Origin of the sequence: Enterobacter roggenkampii (genome assembly GCF_001729805.1) — a bacterium.
GTDB classification, from domain to species: Bacteria; Pseudomonadota; Gammaproteobacteria; order Enterobacterales; family Enterobacteriaceae; genus Enterobacter; species Enterobacter roggenkampii.
The window spans coordinates 1,941,955-1,962,363 of the sequence record NZ_CP017184.1 but is presented as its reverse complement, the minus strand read 5'-3'; the positions used below and the strand labels follow the sequence as shown (position 1 = coordinate 1,962,363).

Sequence of the window (20,409 nt, the reverse complement as noted above, 5' to 3'; positions counted from 1 at the left end):
AGCTTTTTACCCCGTTTTGTTTTTATAATATGGCGCACTTTAACCAGAAAAGAGTGCGACCATGATTGATACACGCCTGCCTTTAACTGATATTCATCGTCACCTTGACGGTAACATTCGTGCCCAAACCATCCTCGATCTTGGCCGCCAGTTCAATTTAACGCTTCCTGCTCAGACCCTTGAGTCCCTGATCCCTCACGTACAGGTGACCTCTAATGAACCGGACCTGGTCAGCTTCCTGAGCAAACTCGACTGGGGCGTGAAAATGCTGGCGTCGCTGGATGCCTGCCGCCGCGTGGCGTTTGAGAACATCGAAGATGCCGCCCGCAACGGCCTGCACTACGTCGAGCTGCGCTTCTCGCCGGGCTACATGGCGATGACCCACAACCTGCCCGTTGCAGGCGTCGTGGAAGCCGTCATTGAAGGCGTCCGCGAAGGGTGTAAAACCTTCGACGTTCAGGCTCGCCTGATCGGCATCATGAGCCGTACCTTCGGTGAAGCCGCCTGCCTGCAGGAGCTGGAAGCGCTGCTGGCCCATCGCGATGCCATCACCGCCGTCGATCTCGCCGGTGATGAACTGGGCTTCCCGGGCAGCCTGTTCCTCTCCCACTTCAACCGCGCGCGCGATGCCGGCTGGCACATTACCGTGCACGCGGGTGAAGCGGCTGGCCCGGAAAGCATCTGGCAGGCTATTCGCGAGCTGGGTGCCGAGCGTATCGGCCACGGCGTGAAGGCGGTTGAAGACCGCGCGCTGATGGATTTCCTGGCGGAGCAGCGCATCGGCATTGAGTCGTGCCTGACGTCCAACATTCAGACCAGCACCGTGGCAACGCTGTCGCAGCACCCGCTGAAAACGTTCCTTGAACACGGCGTGCTAGCCTCGCTGAATACGGACGATCCGGCGGTTCAGGGCGTGGATATCATTCACGAGTACAACATCGCCGCACCGCAGGCGGGTCTGAGCCGCGAGCAGATCCGTCAGGCGCAAATCAACGGGCTGGAGATCGCCTTCCTGACGCCTGCGGAGAAGCAGGCGCTGAAAGATAAAGTGGCTCGCGGTTAACACCGTTGCCGGGTGGCGCTGACGCTTACCCGGCCTACAAAATATTAAAAAACTATGCCAGACAGAGCGTCGCGCGATGTTTGGCAGATTCGATCCCCAGCTCAATCAGCTCCATAATCTGTATTGCCTGGCTGGCCGGAACCGGATTCTCTCCCGTGCCGTTCAGCGCATCGCGGATAGCGGCATAATACGCCGGATAGTTACCCGGTATCGTCAGCAAGGTCTCCTCGACCAGCTCTTCGCCTTCCACCCGCGTGACGACGCCGTCGCGCATATCATAGCCCCAGTCTTCCTGCGGCAGACGCTCACCGTTTTTCAGCCTGTCTTCCTGCGGATCGAGACCAAACTTCACGTAGCTGCCGCGCGTGCCGTGAATAATGTAACGGGCAGATTCTGCCGCCGCGACCATCGTCCCGTGCAGCACAATTCGCCGCTGCGGGTAACTGAGCACCGCGTGGAAGTAATCGGTCGTCTGCGCACCGGGCCTGAGCTGGGCCAGATCGACCGTCATGCTCACCGGCAGACCAAAGAGATTGACGACCTGATCCAGCAGATGCGGGGCTAAATCATACCAGATACCGCTGCCAGGACCGGCCTGCTCGCGCCAGCGGTTTCGTACCTGCGGGCGAAAGCGGTCAAAGTGCGACTCAAAAAAGAGGATCTCCCCTAACGTACCTTCACTGAGAAGCCGTTTTACCGTCAGAAAATCACTGTCCCAGCGGCGGTTATGGAACACCGACAGCAGTCTGCCCAGACTCTTTGCCAGCGCATCCAGCTCGCGAGCCTGTGACAGTGTCACGGTAAAGGGCTTATCGACAACCACATGCTTCCCGGCTTCCAGCGCGGCCTTTGCCAGCGGAAAGTGGGTATCGTTCGGCGTGGGAATGACGATTAAATCAATGTTTGGATCGTTGAAAAGATGTTTTGGCTCGGAGACAACCGGCACAGAAGGCCAGTCTGCATGGACTTTAGCAGCGTCGCTGCTGGATACCACCGCCAGCGCCATCCCCGGCGTCCCGGCAATCAGAGGCGCATGAAACGTTTTGCTCGCGTACCCGTAACCAATAAGCCCAACGCGGATATTATCACTCATAGTGTCATCCTCTTTTAAGTCGTTCTTATTTCACACTGGCTAGTCTGGCATTAGCACGGATTAATAATGTGCCGTATGACGTAAAATAGCAGGTTATACGGATTGTTTTTGTTACATAGTATTAACCTACTGATTTTGTTTAAGGGAACCGTTCCCAAAGCCCTTGCCGTCAGGGAAACGTCGCTGTAACATTTGCGCCCTGTCTTTATGGATAAAGTACAATTACACATCATGACGTCAATTATTAATCGAATCATTGAATTAGCGGGATGGATTGTCCTTGGGGTGTCGGTCATTTTGCTGGGCGTTGCCAGCCATATCGATAACTACCAGCCGCCGGAGCCTGTCACCGTCGCTCAACCTAAGTAACCGGTTACTGCAATAAAGAGTGACATAATATGTCAGTTACTTATTGCCAGCCCTGGTGAACACGGTTAACCTTCTCTTCCAGGCATCGTCTGATGCCTGAATTTCAGCAAAGAAAACTCCTAATTTCGTCGCGTTACCTGAGTGGGCTGTTTACGTCTTTATTAATCCGTTTATTATTCGAACGAATTACCTTAACTGGTATTACTCACTTTTATATGGAAACTTATTAATATGACAGTTCAGGACTATTTATTAAAATTTCGCAAGATCAATTCGCTTGAGAGCCTGGAAAAACTGTTTGACCATCTGAACTACACCCTGTCGGATAATCAGGAAATCATTAATATGTATCGCGCCGCTGACCATCGCCGTGCGGAGCTGGTCTCCGGTGGCCGTTTGTTCAACGTCGGCGAAGTGCCAAAGTCCGTGTGGCGTTACGTTTTATAAGAAAGTAGCCATCCGCGCGAAATGTTATATACTCTCCGCCCTGCCAACTGGCTGTACAACATTTCGCGCAGATTATGGGAGAGTTCATGACCGCAACGCCTGGAGAACGCATTGGAGGCTGGTTAATCGCCCCACTGGCATGGCTGCTGGTTGCCTTATTAAGCGCATCACTTGCGCTACTGCTTTATACCACCGCACTGATTACCCCTCACGCCATTCAGACCCTGTTGTCGCAAAGCGTGCCTAATATTGCTTTGTGGTTTGTGTCGTTCGTTTTCGCGATCGGGATGTGGTACTACACACTGTGGCTGACCATCGCCTTCTTTAAGCGCCGTAAGAATGTGCCTAAGCACTACATTATCTGGCTGCTGGTTTCGGTCCTGCTGGCGGTGAAGGCGTTTGCTTTTTCGCCCGTTTCAGACGCGCTGGCCGTTCGTCAGCTGCTTTTCCCGTTGCTGGCCGCGGCGCTGCTGGTGCCCTACTTCAAGCGTTCGACACGGGTGAAAAACACTTTCGTGAACCCGTAATAACCCTACAGATAACCTGTTGTCGCCTGCCTGGGTTTGTCCGATAATAGGCGGCTTTTTTATTTCAGGCTAAATAATGACCGATTACTTACTGCTCTTTGTCGGCACCGTGCTGGTTAACAACTTCGTTCTGGTGAAGTTCCTTGGCCTGTGTCCGTTTATGGGCGTTTCCAAAAAACTGGAAACGGCAATGGGCATGGGGCTGGCGACGACCTTCGTCATGACGCTGGCGTCCATCTGCGCGTGGTGGATTGATACCTGGATCCTCATCCCGCTGGGGTTAACCTATCTCCGTACGCTGGCCTTTATTCTGGTTATCGCGGTGGTGGTGCAGTTTACCGAAATGGTGGTGCGCAAAACCAGCCCGGCGCTCTATCGCCTGCTGGGCATCTTCCTGCCGCTGATCACCACTAACTGCGCCGTTCTCGGCGTGGCGCTACTGAACATCAACCTGGGCCATAACTTTATGCAATCGGCGCTGTATGGTTTTTCTGCGGCTGTCGGTTTCTCTCTGGTGATGGTGCTGTTTGCCTCTATTCGCGAGCGCCTGGCAGCAGCGGATATTCCTGCGCCCTTCCGCGGTAACGCGATTGCGCTGGTCACCGCCGGTTTAATGTCTCTGGCCTTTATGGGCTTTAGTGGTCTGGTGAAGTTGTAATGAATGCTATCTGGATTGCCATCGCCTCTATCAGCGTCCTGGGGTTGGTGTTTGGCCTTATCCTGGGTTACGCCTCCCGCCGTTTCGCGGTAGAGGACGATCCCGTTGTTGAGAAAATTGATGAGCTTCTGCCGCAAAGCCAGTGCGGGCAGTGTGGCTACCCGGGCTGCCGCCCTTACGCTGAAGCGGTAGGGGTTCAGGGCGAAAAAATTAACCGCTGCGCCCCCGGCGGCGAAGCAGTCATGCTGAAAATTGCCGCCCTGCTTAACGTTGATCCGCAGCCGGTTGATGGCGACGCGGACGTGCAGGAGCCGGTCCGCGCGCTGGCCGTGATCGACGAAGCGAACTGCATCGGCTGTACCAAATGTATTCAGGCCTGCCCGGTCGACGCCATTGTTGGCGCCACGCGCGCCATGCACACCGTGGTGGCGGACCTGTGCACCGGCTGTAACCTCTGCGTAGCCCCCTGCCCGACGCAATGTATCGAGCTGCGCCCGGTTGAAACGACTACCGAAAGCTGGAAATGGGATCTTCAGACCATTCCGGTTCGCAATATTCCTGTGGAACAACATGCTTAAGTTATTTTCTGCTTTCAGAAAAGAGAAGATTTGGGACTTTGACGGCGGTATTCACCCACCGGAGATGAAAACCCAGTCTAACGGCACGCCGCTGCGTCAAATTCCGCTGGCGACCCGTTTCGTCATGCCGCTCAAGCAGCACATTGGCGCTGAGGGTGAGCTGTGCGTGAAAGAAGGCGATACGGTTCTTCGCGGCCAGCCGCTGACCTTTGGTCGCGGACGTATGCTGCCGGTGCACGCCCCCACCTCCGGTAAGGTGGTCGCTATCGCGCCTCATACGGTGGCGCATCCGTCAGCGCTCGCAGAGCTGAGCGTGATTATTGAAGCCGACGGCGAAGACCGCTGGATCGACCGCGATGGCTGGAGCGACTACCGCTCCCGCAGCCGCGAGGCGCTTATCGAACGCATTCATCAGTTCGGCGTTGCTGGCCTGGGTGGCGCAGGCTTCCCGACCGGCGTCAAGCTGCGCGGCGGTGGCGATAACATTCAGACGCTGATTATCAACGCCGCCGAATGCGAACCGTACATCACCGCCGACGATCGTCTGATGCAGGACTGCGCCGCCCAGGTGGTGGAAGGCATCCGCATCCTCGCGCACATTCTGCAGCCGCGGGAAGTGCTGATCGGTATCGAAGACAATAAACCGCAGGCTATCTCAATGCTGCGCGCCGTGCTGGCGGGCAGTCACGATATTAGCCTGCGCGTTATCCCGACCAAATACCCCTCTGGCGGTGCTAAACAGCTGACGCAAATTCTCACCGGTAAGCAGGTTCCGCACGGCGGACGCTCTTCAGATATCGGCGTGCTGATGCAGAACGTCGGGACCGCGTACGCCGTGAAGCGCGCGGTGATCGACGGCGAGCCGCTGACCGAGCGCGTGGTAACGCTGACCGGGGAAGCGGTCTCTCGTCCGGGCAACGTCTGGGCGCGTCTGGGTACGCCGGTGCGTCACCTGCTGGAGCAGGCTGAGTTTTGCCCGTCCAGCGACCAGATGGTGATCATGGGCGGCCCGCTGATGGGCTTTACTCTGCCGTGGCTCGATGTGCCGGTAGTCAAAATCACCAACTGCCTGCTCGCCCCTTCCCCGACCGAGATGGGTGAAGAGCAGGAAGAAAAAGGCTGTATTCGCTGCAGCGCCTGTGCCGACGCCTGCCCGGCGGATCTGCTTCCGCAGCAGCTGTACTGGTACAGCAAAGGCCAGCTGCACGACAAGGCGACAGCCCATAACCTGGCCGACTGCATCGAATGCGGCGCCTGCGCCTGGGTCTGCCCTAGCAACATTCCTCTGGTGCAGTATTTCCGCCAGGAGAAGGCGGAAATTTATGCCATCTCCATGGAAGAAAAACGCGCGGCGGAAGCCAAGGCACGCTTTGAAGCGCGCCAGGCGCGACTGGAGCGTGAAAAAATCGCCCGTCAGGAGCGCCATAAGCAGGCCGCCGTTCAGCCCGGAGAGAAAGATCAGGATGCGATTAACGCCGCACTGGCCCGCGTTCGCGAGAAAAAAGCGACCGCGGCGCAGCCTGTGGTGATCCCGGCTGGCGAGAAGCCGGACAACAGCGAAGCCATTGCGGCGCGTGAAGCGCGTAAAGCTCAGGCTCGCGCCCGTCAGGCTGAAAAAGCGCAAACGGTCCAGACGGATGCTGAGATCGACCCGCGTAAAGCGGCCGTTGAAGCGGCAATAGCCCGCGCCAAAGCGCGCAAAGCCGGCGAGCAGAACGTGGTGGTTGAGCAGGAAGCGGTCGACCCTCGCAAAGCGGCCGTTGAGGCGGCGATTGCCCGTGCCAAAGCCCGCAAAGCGGCGCAGCAGACGCCAACCGCAGAACCCGACGCGCCGGTCGATCCGCGTAAAGCCGCCGTCGAAGCGGCGATTGCCCGCGCTAAAGCCCGCAAAGCGGCGCAGCAGGATGAGCAGCCGCAGGCCGCCAACGATGACCCGCGCAAAGCCGCCGTCGCCGCCGCCATTGCGCGCGTTCAGGCAAAGAAAGCCGCACAGCAAGCAGTTAACGAGGATTAAATGGTTTTCAGAATCGCAAGCTCCCCTTACACCCACAATCAGCGCCAGACATCGCGCATCATGATGCTGGTCTGCCTGGCGGCGCTGCCGGGCATTGCCGTTCAGTGCTGGTTTTTCGGCTGGGGAACCCTGTTCCAGATAATCCTGGGCTGTGCCAGCGCCTTAGCGGCGGAAGCCCTTGTCCTTAAGCTGCGCAAAGCGGCGGTCTCCCGCATTCTGGCCGATAACTCCGCGCTGCTGACCGGGCTGCTGCTGGCGATCAGTATCCCGCCGTTTGCTCCATGGTGGATGGTGGTCCTCGGCACCGTGTTTGCGGTGATCATTGCCAAACAGCTGTATGGTGGACTGGGCCATAACCCGTTTAACCCGGCGATGATTGGCTACGTGGTGCTGCTGATCTCCTTCCCGGTACAGATGACCAGCTGGCTGCCACCGCACGAGATTGCGGCCACGGTTCCGGGCTTCATGGATGCTCTGCACGTGATCTTTACCGGTCATACGGCACTCGGTGCGGATATGAACGCACTGCGCATGGGCGTGGACGGGATCAGCCAGGCGACGCCGCTTGATACTTTTAAAACGTCCCTACACGCCGGACACAGCGTTGAGCAGATCATGAAATCCGCCATCTACAGCGGCGTACTGGCGGGTGCCGGCTGGCAGTGGGTCAACCTGGCGTATCTGCTGGGCGGCCTGTTCCTGCTGCAGCAGAAAGCCATCCGCTGGCATATTCCGGTCAGCTTCCTCGTGACGCTGGCGGTCTGCGCCACGCTGGGCTGGGTATTCTCTCCTGAATCACTGGCCAGCCCGCAGCTGCACCTGCTCTCCGGGGCGACCATGCTGGGTGCCTTCTTTATCCTGACGGATCCGGTGACGGCCTCAACGACTAACCGCGGGCGCCTGATCTTCGGCGCGCTGGCAGGCCTGCTGGTCTGGCTCATCCGCAGCTTTGGCGGGTACCCGGACGGCGTGGCTTTTGCCGTCCTGCTTGCCAACATTACCGTTCCGCTCATCGACTATTACACGCGTCCGCGCGTGTACGGCCATCGCTAAGGGTCTCGCCATGTTCAAAACGATGCAAAAACACGGCGTCACGCTGGCTGTCTTCGCCGCGGTCCTGACAGGGCTGACGGCGCTGGTAAATGCGCTGACCAAAACGACCATCGAAGAGCAGGCCTCGAAGCAGCAAAAGGCGCTGTTCGATCAGGTGATCCCGGCGGAATTCTACGATAACGACCTGCAAAAAAGCTGCTTTGTGGTAGACGCGCCGCAGCTTGGGAAAGGCCCGCACCGCCTCTTTATTGCCCGTAAAGGGGATAAACCGGTTGGCGCGGTGATGGAAGCGACGGCGCCTGACGGCTATTCCGGTGCCATTCAGCTGCTTGTGGGCAGTGATTTCTCCGGCACCATACTGGGCACTCGCGTGACGGAACACCATGAAACGCCGGGTCTTGGCGATAAAATTGAAACCCGTCTGAGCGACTGGATTTTGCACTTTGCCGGTAAAGTGATCCATGGTGAAGATGACACCGCGTTTGCGGTGAAGAAAGATGGCGGCGAGTTCGACCAGTTCACCGGGGCGACCATCACGCCACGTGCGGTGGTGAATGCCGTAAAACGAGCCGGGCTATACGCTGAAACGCTGCCCGCGCAAATCAACAATCTTCCGGCCTGTGAGGAGTAATCATGAGCCAGGTTAAAGAGGTTATTGTCCAGGGGTTGTGGAAAAACAACTCCGCGCTGGTACAGCTTCTGGGGATGTGCCCACTGCTGGCGGTGACATCCACCGCCACCAACGCGCTCGGTCTGGGTCTGGCAACCACGCTCGTATTGACCCTGACCAACCTCTCCATCTCTGCCCTGCGCCGCTGGACGCCGTCGGAAATTCGTATTCCTATTTACGTCATGATCATTGCGTCGGTGGTCAGTATTGTTCAGATGCTGATTAACGCCTACGCGTTTGGTCTGTACCAGTCGCTCGGGATCTTCATTCCCCTTATCGTCACCAACTGTATCGTGGTCGGGCGTGCGGAAGCCTTTGCGGTGAAAAACAGTCCGGCCATGTCGGCGCTGGATGGTTTTTCCATTGGCATGGGCGCCACGTGCGCCATGTTCGTGCTGGGATCCCTGCGTGAAATCCTCGGCAACGGTACGCTGTTTGACGGCGCAGATGCGCTGCTGGGCGGCTGGGCCAAAGCGCTGCGCATTGAAGTGTTCCACACCGATACGCCATTCCTGCTGGCGATGCTGCCGCCCGGTGCGTTTATTGGCCTTGGCATGATGCTGGCGATAAAATACCTGATTGATGAGAAACGTAAGCGCCGCGCGGCTGAGCGCAGCGTTCTGGAAGGGACACCCGAGAAGGCCTCATGAATAAAGAAAAGCGCATTGCGATCCTGACCCGTCTGCGGGACGAGAACCCGCACCCGACGACGGAGCTGAATTTTACCTCCCCGTTTGAGCTGCTGATCGCCGTGTTGCTCTCTGCACAGGCTACCGACGTGAGCGTCAATAAAGCTACCGCCCTGCTCTATCCGGTCGCCAATACGCCGAAGGCCATGCTGGAGCTGGGCGTGGAAGGCGTGAAGTCCTATATCAAAACCATCGGCCTGTTTAACAGCAAAGCCGAGAACGTCATCAAGACCTGCCGAATTCTGCTGGAGCAGCACGGAGGCGAAGTGCCGGAAGACCGCGCTGCGCTGGAAGCCTTGCCGGGCGTGGGTCGTAAAACCGCGAACGTGGTGCTCAATACCGCGTTTGGCTGGCCCACTATCGCCGTCGATACGCATATCTTTCGCGTGTCTAACCGGACCAACTTCGCGCCGGGAAAAAATGTCGAGCAGGTCGAAGAGAAGCTGCTGAAAGTGGTTCCAGCGGAATTTAAGGTTGACTGCCATCACTGGCTGATTCTGCACGGTCGTTACACGTGTATTGCCCGTAAGCCTCGCTGCGGCTCCTGCATTATTGAAGATCTCTGCGAATACAAAGAAAAAGTATATCCCTGAGGCATCTCAATCCCCTGATTAATGAAGGGCTTTCAAACGCTCTTCTTTTGACCGTTATTTGTTCGCCTTTCGTTTCGCCTCACCTGTCACTTATTCGGCCCTTTAACGCTGAAACAGGTTAATAGTTTTTTCATAGCCGAAAATTTCTATACATCTGTGATCGCGATCACCCTGATAACTTCATGTTGTATTTTTGTTGTCAAAATCGACCTAAACCCTTTATCTGACAAGACACTCCTCTTTCTTTGCCGACGATAAGACCAGCTATTTTTCAGAATATGGGCTATATCACTGCCACAAGCGGCAAATAGCAGAACATATCGCCAACAGCCCGTACTGACCGGTGATTACCAGTCGAAAAAACTACCTTTACTCAGCGTATGAAATTTAACGCTGAATAACATTTGCATGAACCGACGATTATACCATTCAGGATATATGTAACAGATTATTACAAACGTATTGCCAGATGGGGCAGGATAGTGAACATTACCCGCCGTTTCTCCTCCCAATATAACTATAAGGCGTATGGACTACGGCCATCACGCTATGAACACCCCCGTTAATATGGGATGTAAAAAAAGAGGTATATGTGTCGACTGCAAACAATAAACCAACAGATGAAAGCGTGAGTCTGAACGCTTTTAAACAACCTAAAGCGTTCTATCTCATCTTCTCTATCGAGTTATGGGAGCGTTTTGGTTACTACGGCCTGCAAGGGATCATGGCGGTTTACCTGGTGAAACAGCTGGGTATGTCCGAAGCCGATTCCATCACGCTGTTCTCCTCCTTCAGTGCTCTGGTGTACGGTCTGGTCGCTATCGGCGGCTGGCTGGGCGATAAAGTCCTCGGAACTAAACGTGTCATCATGCTGGGCGCCATTGTTCTGGCGATTGGCTATGGACTGGTAGCATGGTCAGGGCATGATGCCGCTGTCGTGTATATGGGCATGGCCACGATCGCCGTGGGTAACGGTCTGTTCAAAGCGAACCCGTCTTCCCTGCTCTCTACCTGCTACAGCAAAGATGACCCGCGTCTGGACGGTGCATTTACCATGTACTACATGTCCATCAACATCGGTTCGTTCTTCTCGATGCTGGCAACCCCATGGCTCGCAGCAAAATTCGGCTGGAGCGTGGCGTTTGCACTGAGCTTCGTCGGTATGATGATCACCGTGGTGAACTTCCTGTTCTGCCGCAGCTGGGTTAAAAACTACGGTTCAAAACCAGACTTCGAGCCTGTGCATATGGGCAAACTGCTGGCGACCATCGTAGGCGTTGTGGTCCTGGCGGCCATCGCTACCTGGCTGCTGCACAACCAGGGTATCGCACGTGCCGTTCTGGGCGTTGTGGCGCTGGGTATCGTGGTTATCTTCGCGAAAGAAGCATTCGCTATGCAGGGTGCTGCCCGTCGTAAGATGATCGTGGCCTTCATTCTGATGCTGGAAGCGATTATCTTCTTCGTGCTGTACAGCCAGATGCCAACCTCTCTGAACTTCTTCGCCATTCGTAACGTTGAGCACTCTATTCTGGGCATCGCGTTCGAACCGGAGCAGTATCAGGCACTGAACCCGTTCTGGATCATGATTGGTAGCCCGATTCTGGCCGCGATCTATAACAAGATGGGCGACCGTCTGCCAATGCCGCACAAGTTTGCTATCGGTATGGTGCTGTGTTCCGGCGCGTTCCTGGTGCTGCCGCTGGGTACCAAATTTGCTACCGACGCCGGTATCGTATCCGTTAACTGGCTGATCCTGAGCTACGCGCTGCAGTCTATCGGCGAACTGATGATCTCTGGTCTGGGTCTGGCAATGGTTGCACAGCTGGTTCCGCAGCGTCTGATGGGCTTCATTATGGGTAGCTGGTTCCTGACCACTGCCGGTGCAGCAATTATCGCCGGTAAGATTGCGAACCTGATGGCCGTGCCGGAAAACGTCACTGACCCACTGGTTTCCCTGAACGTCTACGGTACCGTGTTCATGCAGATTGGTATCGCGACTGCCGTTATTGCCGCTCTGATGCTGCTGACCGCACCGAAACTGAATCGCATGACTCAGGACGACGACAAGACCGCTAAGGCGACCAAAACCGCTACTGCGTGAAATCCGTGAGAAACGACTGACCAGAAGCCGCTAATTGATTAGCGGCTTTTTTTTTATCCGTTTGCGCACTAACATAGCTGAAACCTCAGCGAAAAGGAGTTACCGATGAAACTGTTCTACAAACCGGGCGCGTGCTCTCTTGCTTCCCATATCACCCTGCGCGAGAGCGGCAAAGATTTCACGCTGGATGGCGTTGATCTGATGAAAAAACGTCTGGAAAACGGCGATGACTTTCTTGCCATTAACCCGAAAGGACAGGTTCCGGCGCTCCTGCTGGATGACGGTACCCTGCTGACCGAAGGCGTGGCGATTATGCAGTTCCTGGCCGATAGCGTGCCCGATCGCCAGCTGCTGGCCCCGGTCAGTACCATTTCTCGCTATAAAACGCTGGAATGGCTGAACTACATTGCCACCGAGCTGCACAAAGGCTTTACCCCCCTGTTCCGCCCGGATACGCCGGAAGAGTTTAAGCCGACCCTGCGCGCCCTGCTGGAGAAAAAGCTGCAGTACGTTAACGAATCGCTGAAAGACGAACAGTGGATTGGCGGCTCGCGCTTCACGATCGCTGATGCGTACCTGTTCACCGTGCTGCGCTGGGCACGTGCGGTTAAGCTGAATCTGGAAGGGTTAGACCACATTGCATCGTATATGAAACGCGTGGCTGAACGTCCTGCGGTGGCTGCGGCGCTGAAAGCGGAAGGTCTTAACTAATATCGCCCGGCGGCGCTTCGCTTGCACGGGCCGACGGGTTTTGTAGGCCGGGTAAGCGCAGCGCCACCCGGCATCGTTTAAAGCTGGGTTGCGCTGAAATAGTGCTCCGGCTTCGCGATACGATCCTGAGCCGCAACCACCTGCAGTTCATATTCCTGCATCTCTTTCGTCGCAATCATAATTTCGTACACCGCTGCCGTAACGTGCTCCAGCGCGTCCCTCACCGTTGCACCCTGAAGCAGTTTCACCAGCAGCAGCCCGCTGGTCACATCGCCCACGCCCACCGGCTGACGCGGGCCAAAATCCACCAGCGGGCGGCTGATATGCCAGGCATCCTCTTTCGTCACCAGCAGCATCTCAAAGCGATCCTGGCTTAGCCCTGCGCGCGCGAGGTGTTTTACCAGCACAACTTCAGGCCCCTGCGCGATCAGCTCGCGTGACGCGCTTACGGCCTCTTCTACGCTGTTAACCGGATGCTCGCAGAGAATTTCCAGTTCGACCAGGTTTGGCGCAATGATATCGCTGGCGGGCAGCGCATGGCGAACGTGGAATTCTGCCACGCCTGGCGCCACAATACAGCCTTTCTCCGGATGGCCCATAACGGGGTCGCAGAAGTATTTTGCCGACGGGTTGGCAGCCTTTACCTGACGCACGATGCCGAGGATATGTTCCCCCTGCTCCGCTGAACCAAGATAACCGCTCAATACGGCGTCACAGCGCTTGAGCTGGTCGATATCGGCAATGCCCTGCACAACCTCGGTGAGGTGCGAAGGCGGCATCACGCAGCCGGTCCATTTGCCATACTGCGTGTGGTTAGAGAACTGAACGGTATTGAGGGGCCAGACGTTGACGCCGAGGCGGCGCATCGGGAATTCCGCAGCGCTGTTGCCAGCATGTCCAAAAACAACGTGGGACTGAATGGCGAGGATGTTCTTCATTTTATGCTTACCAAACCCTGAAAAAACAAAAGGGGCGTGGTTTCCCACGCCCCTCGAGACTGTTAATTATTTCCAGCAGACAAGGCAGTAGTTTTTCTTACCGCGACGCAGCAGGGTGTAGCGGCCATACAGACGGTCGCCATCAACAAAGGTGTATTCCGGGTCAGCCTGCTTTTCACCGTTGATGGTGATCGCGTTTGAGGCGATGGTTTTACGCGCCTGACCGCGGGAAGGCTGCAGCTCAGAATCCACCAGCGCCTGCATCAGGTCAGCCCCTTTCTCCATCTCAACCATTGGCACGCCGTCCTGCGCCAGCTGTTCGAAGTCCGCTTCGCTCAGATCGCTCAGGGTACCGTTGAACAGGCTTGCAGTAATGCGTTTTGCCGCGGCCAGACCTTCTTCACCGTGAACCAGTTTGGTCACTTCATCTGCCAGCACGTACTGCGCGCGTGGCGCTTTACCGCTGTTCTTGTCTTCTTCTTCCAGCGCATTGATGTCTTCAATATCCATAAAGGTGAAGAACTTCAGGAAGCGATAAACATCGGCATCCGCCGTGTTGATCCAGAACTGGTAGAATTTGTACGGGCTGGTTTTCTTCGGATCGAGCCATACCGCGCCGCCTTCGGTTTTACCAAATTTGGTACCGTCAGCTTTGGTAATCAGCGGAACGGTCAGACCAAAGACCTGATTCTGGTGCAGGCGACGGGTCAGGTCGATACCGGAGGTGATATTACCCCACTGGTCAGAACCGCCAATCTGCAGGGAAACACCGTGCAGTTTGTTCAGGCAGGCAAAGTCATACCCCTGCAGCAGGTTGTAGGAGAACTCGGTAAAGGAGATACCCTGGTCGTCACGGTTCAGACGCTGCTTCACGGCCTCTTTGTTAATCATCTGGTTAACAGAGAAGTGCTTGCCGATGTCGCGCAGGAAGGTCAGCACGTTCATGCTGCCAAACCAGTCGTAGTTGTTCGCGGCAATCGCGGCGTTATCGCCACAGTTGAAGTCGAGGAACGGTGCAACCTGTTTGCGGATCTTATCGACCCACTCCTGCACGGTATCTTCGGTGTTCAGTTTACGCTCAGCGGCTTTGAAGCTTGGGTCACCAATCAGACCGGTCGCGCCGCCCACCAGGGCAACAGGCTTATGGCCCGCCATCTGGAAGCGTTTCAGGCATAACAATGGAACAAGATGCCCCAAATGCAAGCTGTCAGCGGTGGGATCGAAGCCGCAATAGAGCGCGATCGGGCCTTGCGCCAGTCGCTCTGCTAACGCTTCCTCGTCCGTCACCTGGGCCACGAGGCCCCGCTCTTGCAATTGTTTAATCAAGTTACTGCTTGCCATCAAATTCTCCATGTATAAACGACTGCACCTTTGCCGGTACACGACTTTTCGCCTGATGCGAAAGGACCATAGAATAAAGCGCAAGCGCGGTGTGCGCTAGCGCTTAAATCAACAAATTTCGGGGATTACGGCGCCAGTCTGTCGATTTTCCAGCCGCCATTCTCGCGCTGGTATAAAAAGCGGTCGTGCAGGCGATGTTCGCCCCCCTGCCAGAATTCGATTTGCTCAATCGGGATGCGGAAACCACCCCAGAAGCTCGGCAGCGGGATTTCACCCTGCTGGAACTTCTGCTTCAGCTCGAGGAATTTACTTTCCAACACGCCGCGGGCGGAAATGCGGCTGGACTGTTTTGATACCCAGGCGCCAATCTGGCTGTCACGCGGACGACTGTGGAAATACTTCACCACTTCCAGCGTCGAGAGACGTTCCGCTTTGCCGGTCACCATCACCTGACGTTCCAGCATGTGCCACGGGAACAGCAGGCTGATACGCGGATTGTTTTCCAGATGGTGCGCTTTGCGGCTGCCAAGGTTGGTATAGAACACCAGCCCTTTCTCGTCATAATGCTTGAGCAATACGATACGCTGATACGGTTGACCGTTTTCATCTACCGTTGCGACAACCATCGCCGTTGGGTCGGCAAGTTTCGCTTCGCAGGCCTGTTTCAGCCAGCGTTCAAAAAGCACGAGGGGTTCAGCGGGAAGATCCTGGCGACGCAGGCCGCCTTTGGTGTATTCACGGCGCAGATGCGCAATTTGCTGCAGTTCGTCGTTATCTGACATGGCGTTAGCTGACATTGAGAGTGGGTGGCGCTATTGTGCGCCGCCCCTGTAAAAATCTCAACGCTTCGGATTTTCGAGCTGGCAATTGTTCAGCACAATACGGTCGCGTTTGTAGACCGTGGCGCTGTCGCCTTTCGACCAGAAGACATAGATACCGTCGGTGTAGCGTGCGCCCGAGGCCGAAATGCCCTGCTTCAGCGTCAGCAATTTATTGTCGTAAACAAAACTGGCTTCCTGGCGCGGATTGTTCAGCTTCACGGTCAACGGTTTTTCGTCGCAGCGATACTCCAGGGTATCGGTCTGCATGCGCTCAACGAGCTGGTTGTAGACGCTGCATCCTGACAGCAGCAAAGGGGCGGCAATAAGAAGAAGTTTTTTCATGGGCATATTCCGAAGACTATCCTGGTCCTGGAGGGCATGGCTGCCCCCCTGTTTCGTTCCATTCTAACGACGACGCGCCGCGCTGAATTTCAGTTAACTCTGATTATGACGCGGATTTGCCGGGAAAATCGCCCCAAGAACGCTCGCCTCGCGCGCGCCGGTTACCGACGGTAAATTGCCCGGCAGCCCGGCAACGGTGCGCCAGGCAAGCCAGGCAAAGGCCAGCGCCTCCATATCATCACCGCTGATGCCGGCCTCATCGGTCGTCGACACTTCGGTACCCGGCAGCAGCCCGGCAAGACGCGCCATCACCAGCGGGTTACGGCTTCCCCCGCCGCACACCAGCAGGCGTTCACATCCGCCGCTAAGCAGCACCTGTTCAGAAATCGACACGGCCGTAAGCTCGGCAAGCGTCGCCTGAACATCCTGCGGCGCGAGCGCCGGGAATGACGCCAGCTGGCGCTCAAGCCAGCCAAAGTTGAAGTATTCACGCCCCGTGCTTTTCGGTGCCGGTAAGGCAAAATAAGGATCGCTCAGCATGGACTGCAGCAGCGGGAGAATCACCTTACCCTCACTCGCCCACTCCGCGTTTTTATCATACGGTTGCCCGCACTGACGCCAGATCCAGGCATCCATTAACATATTGCCCGGGCCGGTATCGTAGCCGCGAACCGGCTGCCCCGGAATAAGCATCGACAGATTGGCGATCCCACCAATGTTGAGCACCATACGCCGTTCTGAAGGGTGTGCCAGCAGCGCCTGATGAAACGCGGGCACCAGCGGTGCGCCCTGTCCGCCAAGGGCAATATCGCGACGACGGAAATCGCCGACCACCGTGACGCCCGTTTTCGCCACAATCTGGTTGTTATCGCCGATTTGCAGGGTGTGCGGGGCATCGCCGATGGGTTCATGCCAGACCGTTTGTCCGTGACACCCGATGGCCACCACATCCTGCGGACGAAGATGTTCTTTTTGCATCAAAGCCTGCACCGCATCCGCAAACAGCGCCCCCAGGCGAACATCCAGCTGTCCAAGCTGCGAAAGGGTCAGCTGCTGCCCCTGACAGATACTGAGAATATCCTCTTTCAATGAAATGGGGATTGGCCAGGTCAGGCTCGCCTGCTGTGCCACCATGTTTTCATCAATGGCGGCCAGAACGACATCTACCCCATCCAGACTGGTGCCTGACATCACACCAATGTAGCGACCCGATTTCATGCGCTTTCCTTACGTTGCGTGGGCTAAGGATATCCACTCAACCATAAACGGCGTCGCTTTGCCATCCGGCAATAATATTTTTTAACAATGTCAGACGGGTAGCGTGGGCGGATCCTGTTTATGTCTCGTTAAGTCAAATTCAAGTACAATTTTCCTATTGTTAGTGCAAAGATATGAACGATGGCCCTTTATGCCATATAATTTAGCCATAACGGATGCCCCCCATCGGGCGTTTTTGGTGAACAGGAGATTCAAATGATTTTACGTGTACTGGGCGTTTCGCTGATTGGTTTAACTCTGGCTGGCTGTGTGAATGACAGTTCACTTTCTGGCGACGTGTATAGCGCTTCTGAAGCGAAACAGGTTCAGAACGTGACTTACGGTACCGTTGTTAACGCACGCCCTGTACAGATTCAGGGTGGTGATGAAAACAACGTGATGGGCGCCATCGGCGGTGCCGTTCTGGGTGGTTTCCTGGGTAATACCGTCGGCGGCGGTACGGGCCGTTCTCTGGCAACAGCCGCAGGCGCAGTGGCCGGTGGTGTAGCAGGCCAGGGTGTTCAGGGTGCGATGAACAAAACTCAGGGCGTCGAGCTGGAAATTCGTAAAGACGACGGCAGCACCATTATGGTTGTTCAGAAACAAGGCAGCACCCGCTTCTCCGCAGGTCAGCGCGTTGTGCTGGCAAGCAACGGAAGCCAGGTGACCGTTTCTCCACGTTAATTAAAAATGGATGTGGCCATTGGGCCACATCCATTTACAATATACATCACTTATACGAATATTTTTACAAAATATATTCACCACACAAATATTTAATCTCATCGTATATTGTCTCCGCGCAAAGTATTTATTGCATTACTTGCTTAGACTCTTCGCAATTACCTCTTCATGATGTATTTCTCATTTTGTAAAAACTTATATGCTTGCGAATAGTCGTTGTCTAAAAGGTCGTTATATCTCGTTCTGTTTCGGTTGCCTTGTCGTCATCGGAATATTACAAGCTCTCTTTTCAAAAGTGGTTGAATGGGTTCCCTCCTTCTCGCCTCTTTTGTTCCCTACGCTCACCATTTTTTTACTCGTGTTTCACCTGTTTATTGCCTGCTTTATGGCAATGAAATACTGGTGTGATAAGCGGCGGCTCTATCTGATTGCGATCGCCTTTGCCTTTGCCGGTTCGGCACTGTTGATGGTCGGAACGCTGTCCAGCTTTCCAGCGTGGCTGAACCTCTATCAGTTCAACGTCGTGAACTACAACGATGCGATGATCTACTTTATGTTCCGCCACTTTTTAATGGCGGTGTTGTTCATCGTTGCGGCAATACTCTATCCTACGCGCGATTACCCCTTTTCACGGTTGGCGCATATCTCAATTGTGAGCGGGGCGTTTCTCTTTACCGCCTGCGTTGTGGGACTGGCCTGGATATATTCCAGTCACTCGCCCTTGTTATCCATTGACCTGGTTGATAACGAAACCCGTCAGTTTATGGTGCTCTGGAGCCAATGCATAAATATTTCTTTAATTGTCTTCTGGGTGGTTTCATTAGTAACGCTGATGTTTGTCACGCGCGTGCGCAATTTATTCTGGGTAGGCGGAAATTTCCTGTGCGTTTGCTATATCGTCACGCTCGCCATGCTGTTAGTAGGCGGACATGCTGAAGATATATCGTGGTATCGCGCCCGGCTATTTGAAACCGTCGCTACGCTGATGATTATTTTTGTACTGCTCTACGACGTCTTCATGCTGTACCGTGATTCCCATTTAAAATATCAGCAGTCATATCAAAATTCGATTCGCGATCCGCTTACGCGCCTTTATAACCGTAGCTATTTTTATGAATCGTTAAACCAGGCGCTGGACATGGCGAAACCCAGCCGCCCAGTTTCGGTTATCGTCAGCGATCTCGACCGCTTCAAGCGTATCAACGATAACTATGGCCACCTTCAGGGAGACAAAGTCTTACAGTTTGTCGCCAATCTGCTGATGGATTCCGTACGCCCGCAGGACATCGCGGCTCGAATCGGCGGTGAGGAGTTTGTGCTGATGCTGGCCAACACCTCTTCAGATGCAGCCCACCAGGTGGCGGAACGCATTCGGTTGAAGCTAAGCAGCTTTGATAAAACCAGCAGCGGAGGGCAGCTACCTGAGCCGATTACCATCAGCATGGGAGTATTTACGGCGACGTCATCGTCCGTGACCGCAGAAGCGTGCGTGGAGAGTGCCGACAAGGCGATGTATGAGGCGAAGGAGACAGGCCGTAATCGAGTGGTGGTCTTTAAGTAAAAAAAGGCCTTGCTGTTGCAAGGCCTTAGTGTTGATCAGTCGCGAGACTGTAGCTCATGGATGTTTTGCTCAAGGCGAGCAATGAGGCTAATGAGCATTTCCAGCTCCGCCGGTGAAACGCCTGAAAGGATTTCACCGCGCGTTTTGGTAATCACAGCTTCCATTTCAGTAATGATAGGCGCCGCTTTCTCAGTGAGTTTTATCCGCTTGGCGCGACGATCGCTGGCGCAGGTTTGTCGGGAGATCAGCCCCTTCTCTTCCAGCTGGTCAAGCGTGCGCACCAGTGACGGTTGCTCAATGCCTATCGCTTTTGCCAGTTGAATTTGCGACTGGTCGGGCGGCAGCTGATGAATGTTGTGCAGCGTGACCCAATGCGTCTGTGTCAATTCCAGAGGTTTCAGGCGATGGTCAATCAGAGCACGCCAGACGCGTACCAACCTTGCCAGATCAGAACCTAATGGCGATTCCAATTTCATCTCCTTATAATTAGCTTGCTAAGTTATTATACTGATTTTAGAATAGTGTGCAGCATTTGTAATGGCAAAACAAATGCAATACTGCATTCATCTAACTCAAAAGTATGACTTACACTGAATTGTGATGCTTCTTCATACTCAGACAAGCCAACACGGCATTCTGTTCACTGCAAAGGATCTCTGCTCGTGACCTTTTTTCATCGCTCAGAGGGTTTACCCCTCCAGGACCTGATCTTCGGTGCGTCAGTCTACTTTCCCCCTCTGTTTAAGGCCGTGCTGGTGGGCTTTATTCTCTGGCTCATCGCGCATCGCCTGCTTCGCGACTGGATGTATTCCGGCGAAATCTGGCATCCCATGCTGATGGATCTTTCCCTGTTTGCCCTCTGTGTATGCCTGGGCCTTGCTGTTCTGATCGTGTGGTGA

The 20,409-nt window shown here is 55.2% G+C and carries 23 protein-coding genes; 16 read left to right on the top strand and 7 right to left on the bottom strand.

Features of this window, described 5'->3' with window-relative positions:
• The first annotated feature begins 61 nt into the window (after window positions 1-61).
• The gene (gene add, locus BFV67_RS09220; protein WP_039266205.1) at window positions 62-1,063 is read left to right on the top strand and encodes an adenosine deaminase; all 1,002 of its coding nucleotides are present in this window, start codon (window positions 62-64) and stop codon (window positions 1,061-1,063) included.
• 52 nt (window positions 1,064-1,115) lie between these two features.
• On the opposite strand, the gene BFV67_RS09215 is transcribed toward add, so the two are convergent.
• Window positions 1,116-2,156 (bottom strand): oxidoreductase, encoded by a 1,041-nt coding sequence (locus tag BFV67_RS09215; protein WP_069598178.1) that lies wholly within the window; start codon window positions 2,154-2,156, stop codon window positions 1,116-1,118.
• Window positions 2,157-2,399: 243 nt separating this feature from the next.
• On the opposite strand from BFV67_RS09215, the gene blr reads away from it, so the two are divergent.
• The 12 genes from blr to gstA all read left to right on the top strand — a co-directional run bounded on the left by blr (window position 2,400) and on the right by gstA (window position 12,566).
• Window positions 2,400-2,525 carry a division septum protein Blr gene (gene blr, locus BFV67_RS09210; protein WP_168112406.1) on the top strand — a complete coding sequence of 42 codons (126 nt, stop codon included), beginning with the start codon at window positions 2,400-2,402 and terminating at the stop codon, window positions 2,523-2,525.
• Between the two features lie 231 nt (window positions 2,526-2,756).
• A complete protein-coding gene (gene ydgT / locus BFV67_RS09205; RefSeq protein WP_006174966.1) occupies window positions 2,757-2,972 on the top strand; it encodes a transcription modulator YdgT in 216 nt (71 codons plus the stop codon).
• A gap of 86 nt (window positions 2,973-3,058) precedes the next feature.
• Window positions 3,059-3,499: a DUF2569 domain-containing protein gene (locus BFV67_RS09200; protein WP_008500563.1), complete on the top strand. Its 441-nt coding sequence runs from the start codon at window positions 3,059-3,061 to the stop codon at window positions 3,497-3,499.
• A gap of 76 nt (window positions 3,500-3,575) precedes the next feature.
• Window positions 3,576-4,157 (top strand): electron transport complex subunit RsxA, encoded by a 582-nt coding sequence (rsxA, locus tag BFV67_RS09195; RefSeq protein ID WP_008500564.1) that lies wholly within the window; start codon window positions 3,576-3,578, stop codon window positions 4,155-4,157.
• Entirely contained in the window at window positions 4,157-4,735 is a 579-nt protein-coding gene (rsxB, locus tag BFV67_RS09190; RefSeq protein WP_032651615.1) for an electron transport complex subunit RsxB, read from the top strand. The genes rsxA and rsxB overlap by 1 nt, the downstream gene beginning before the upstream one ends.
• Window positions 4,728-6,749, top strand: a complete 2,022-nt coding sequence (gene rsxC / locus BFV67_RS09185) for an electron transport complex subunit RsxC (protein ID WP_069598177.1) — start codon at window positions 4,728-4,730, stop codon at window positions 6,747-6,749. The genes rsxB and rsxC overlap by 8 nt, the downstream gene beginning before the upstream one ends.
• Window positions 6,750-7,802, top strand: coding sequence for an electron transport complex subunit RsxD (gene rsxD, locus BFV67_RS09180; RefSeq protein WP_008500567.1), 1,053 nt, complete (start codon window positions 6,750-6,752; stop codon window positions 7,800-7,802).
• Window positions 7,803-7,812: 10 nt separating this feature from the next.
• A complete protein-coding gene (gene rsxG, locus BFV67_RS09175) occupies window positions 7,813-8,433 on the top strand; it encodes an electron transport complex subunit RsxG (RefSeq protein WP_008500568.1) in 621 nt (206 codons plus the stop codon).
• A 2-nt stretch (window positions 8,434-8,435) separates the two neighbouring features.
• Window positions 8,436-9,122, top strand: coding sequence for an electron transport complex subunit E (locus BFV67_RS09170; RefSeq protein WP_008500569.1), 687 nt, complete (start codon window positions 8,436-8,438; stop codon window positions 9,120-9,122).
• A complete protein-coding gene (gene nth / locus BFV67_RS09165) occupies window positions 9,119-9,754 on the top strand; it encodes an endonuclease III (protein WP_008500570.1) in 636 nt (211 codons plus the stop codon). The genes BFV67_RS09170 and nth overlap by 4 nt, the downstream gene beginning before the upstream one ends.
• Window positions 9,755-10,346: 592 nt before the next feature.
• Window positions 10,347-11,855: a dipeptide/tripeptide permease DtpA gene (gene dtpA / locus BFV67_RS09160; RefSeq protein ID WP_069598176.1), complete on the top strand. Its 1,509-nt coding sequence runs from the start codon at window positions 10,347-10,349 to the stop codon at window positions 11,853-11,855.
• A gap of 105 nt (window positions 11,856-11,960) precedes the next feature.
• Window positions 11,961-12,566 carry a glutathione transferase GstA gene (gene gstA, locus BFV67_RS09155; RefSeq protein WP_008500572.1) on the top strand — a complete coding sequence of 202 codons (606 nt, stop codon included), beginning with the start codon at window positions 11,961-11,963 and terminating at the stop codon, window positions 12,564-12,566.
• A gap of 77 nt (window positions 12,567-12,643) precedes the next feature.
• Here gstA and pdxY read toward each other — a convergent pair whose 3' ends face one another.
• The 5 genes from pdxY to anmK all read right to left on the bottom strand — a co-directional run bounded on the left by pdxY (window position 12,644) and on the right by anmK (window position 17,226).
• On the bottom strand, window positions 12,644-13,504 hold the full coding sequence (gene pdxY / locus BFV67_RS09150) for a pyridoxal kinase PdxY (protein ID WP_044596742.1): 861 nt from the start codon (window positions 13,502-13,504) through the stop codon (window positions 12,644-12,646).
• 66 nt (window positions 13,505-13,570) lie between these two features.
• On the bottom strand, window positions 13,571-14,845 hold the full coding sequence (gene tyrS / locus BFV67_RS09145; protein ID WP_008500574.1) for a tyrosine--tRNA ligase: 1,275 nt from the start codon (window positions 14,843-14,845) through the stop codon (window positions 13,571-13,573).
• A 125-nt stretch (window positions 14,846-14,970) separates the two neighbouring features.
• Window positions 14,971-15,627, bottom strand: coding sequence for a pyridoxamine 5'-phosphate oxidase (gene pdxH, locus BFV67_RS09140; protein WP_008500575.1), 657 nt, complete (start codon window positions 15,625-15,627; stop codon window positions 14,971-14,973).
• A gap of 57 nt (window positions 15,628-15,684) precedes the next feature.
• Window positions 15,685-16,014, bottom strand: a complete 330-nt coding sequence (gene mliC, locus BFV67_RS09135; RefSeq protein ID WP_085930290.1) for a C-type lysozyme inhibitor — start codon at window positions 16,012-16,014, stop codon at window positions 15,685-15,687.
• An 87-nt stretch (window positions 16,015-16,101) separates the two neighbouring features.
• On the bottom strand, window positions 16,102-17,226 hold the full coding sequence (anmK, locus tag BFV67_RS09130; protein ID WP_023343975.1) for an anhydro-N-acetylmuramic acid kinase: 1,125 nt from the start codon (window positions 17,224-17,226) through the stop codon (window positions 16,102-16,104).
• Between the two features lie 255 nt (window positions 17,227-17,481).
• On the opposite strand from anmK, the gene slyB reads away from it, so the two are divergent.
• Window positions 17,482-17,949, top strand: a complete 468-nt coding sequence (gene slyB / locus BFV67_RS09125; RefSeq protein WP_008500578.1) for an outer membrane lipoprotein SlyB — start codon at window positions 17,482-17,484, stop codon at window positions 17,947-17,949.
• A gap of 199 nt (window positions 17,950-18,148) precedes the next feature.
• Entirely contained in the window at window positions 18,149-19,510 is a 1,362-nt protein-coding gene (locus tag BFV67_RS09120) for a sensor domain-containing diguanylate cyclase (protein ID WP_039266200.1), read from the top strand.
• Between the two features lie 35 nt (window positions 19,511-19,545).
• Here the strand turns inward: BFV67_RS09120 and slyA are convergent, their stop codons facing one another.
• Window positions 19,546-19,986 carry a transcriptional regulator SlyA gene (gene slyA, locus BFV67_RS09115; protein WP_021241135.1) on the bottom strand — a complete coding sequence of 147 codons (441 nt, stop codon included), beginning with the start codon at window positions 19,984-19,986 and terminating at the stop codon, window positions 19,546-19,548.
• 186 nt (window positions 19,987-20,172) lie between these two features.
• Here slyA and BFV67_RS09110 point away from each other — a divergent pair, with 186 nt between their 5' ends.
• The gene (locus BFV67_RS09110) at window positions 20,173-20,409 is read left to right on the top strand and encodes a DUF1656 domain-containing protein (RefSeq protein WP_008500581.1); all 237 of its coding nucleotides are present in this window, start codon (window positions 20,173-20,175) and stop codon (window positions 20,407-20,409) included.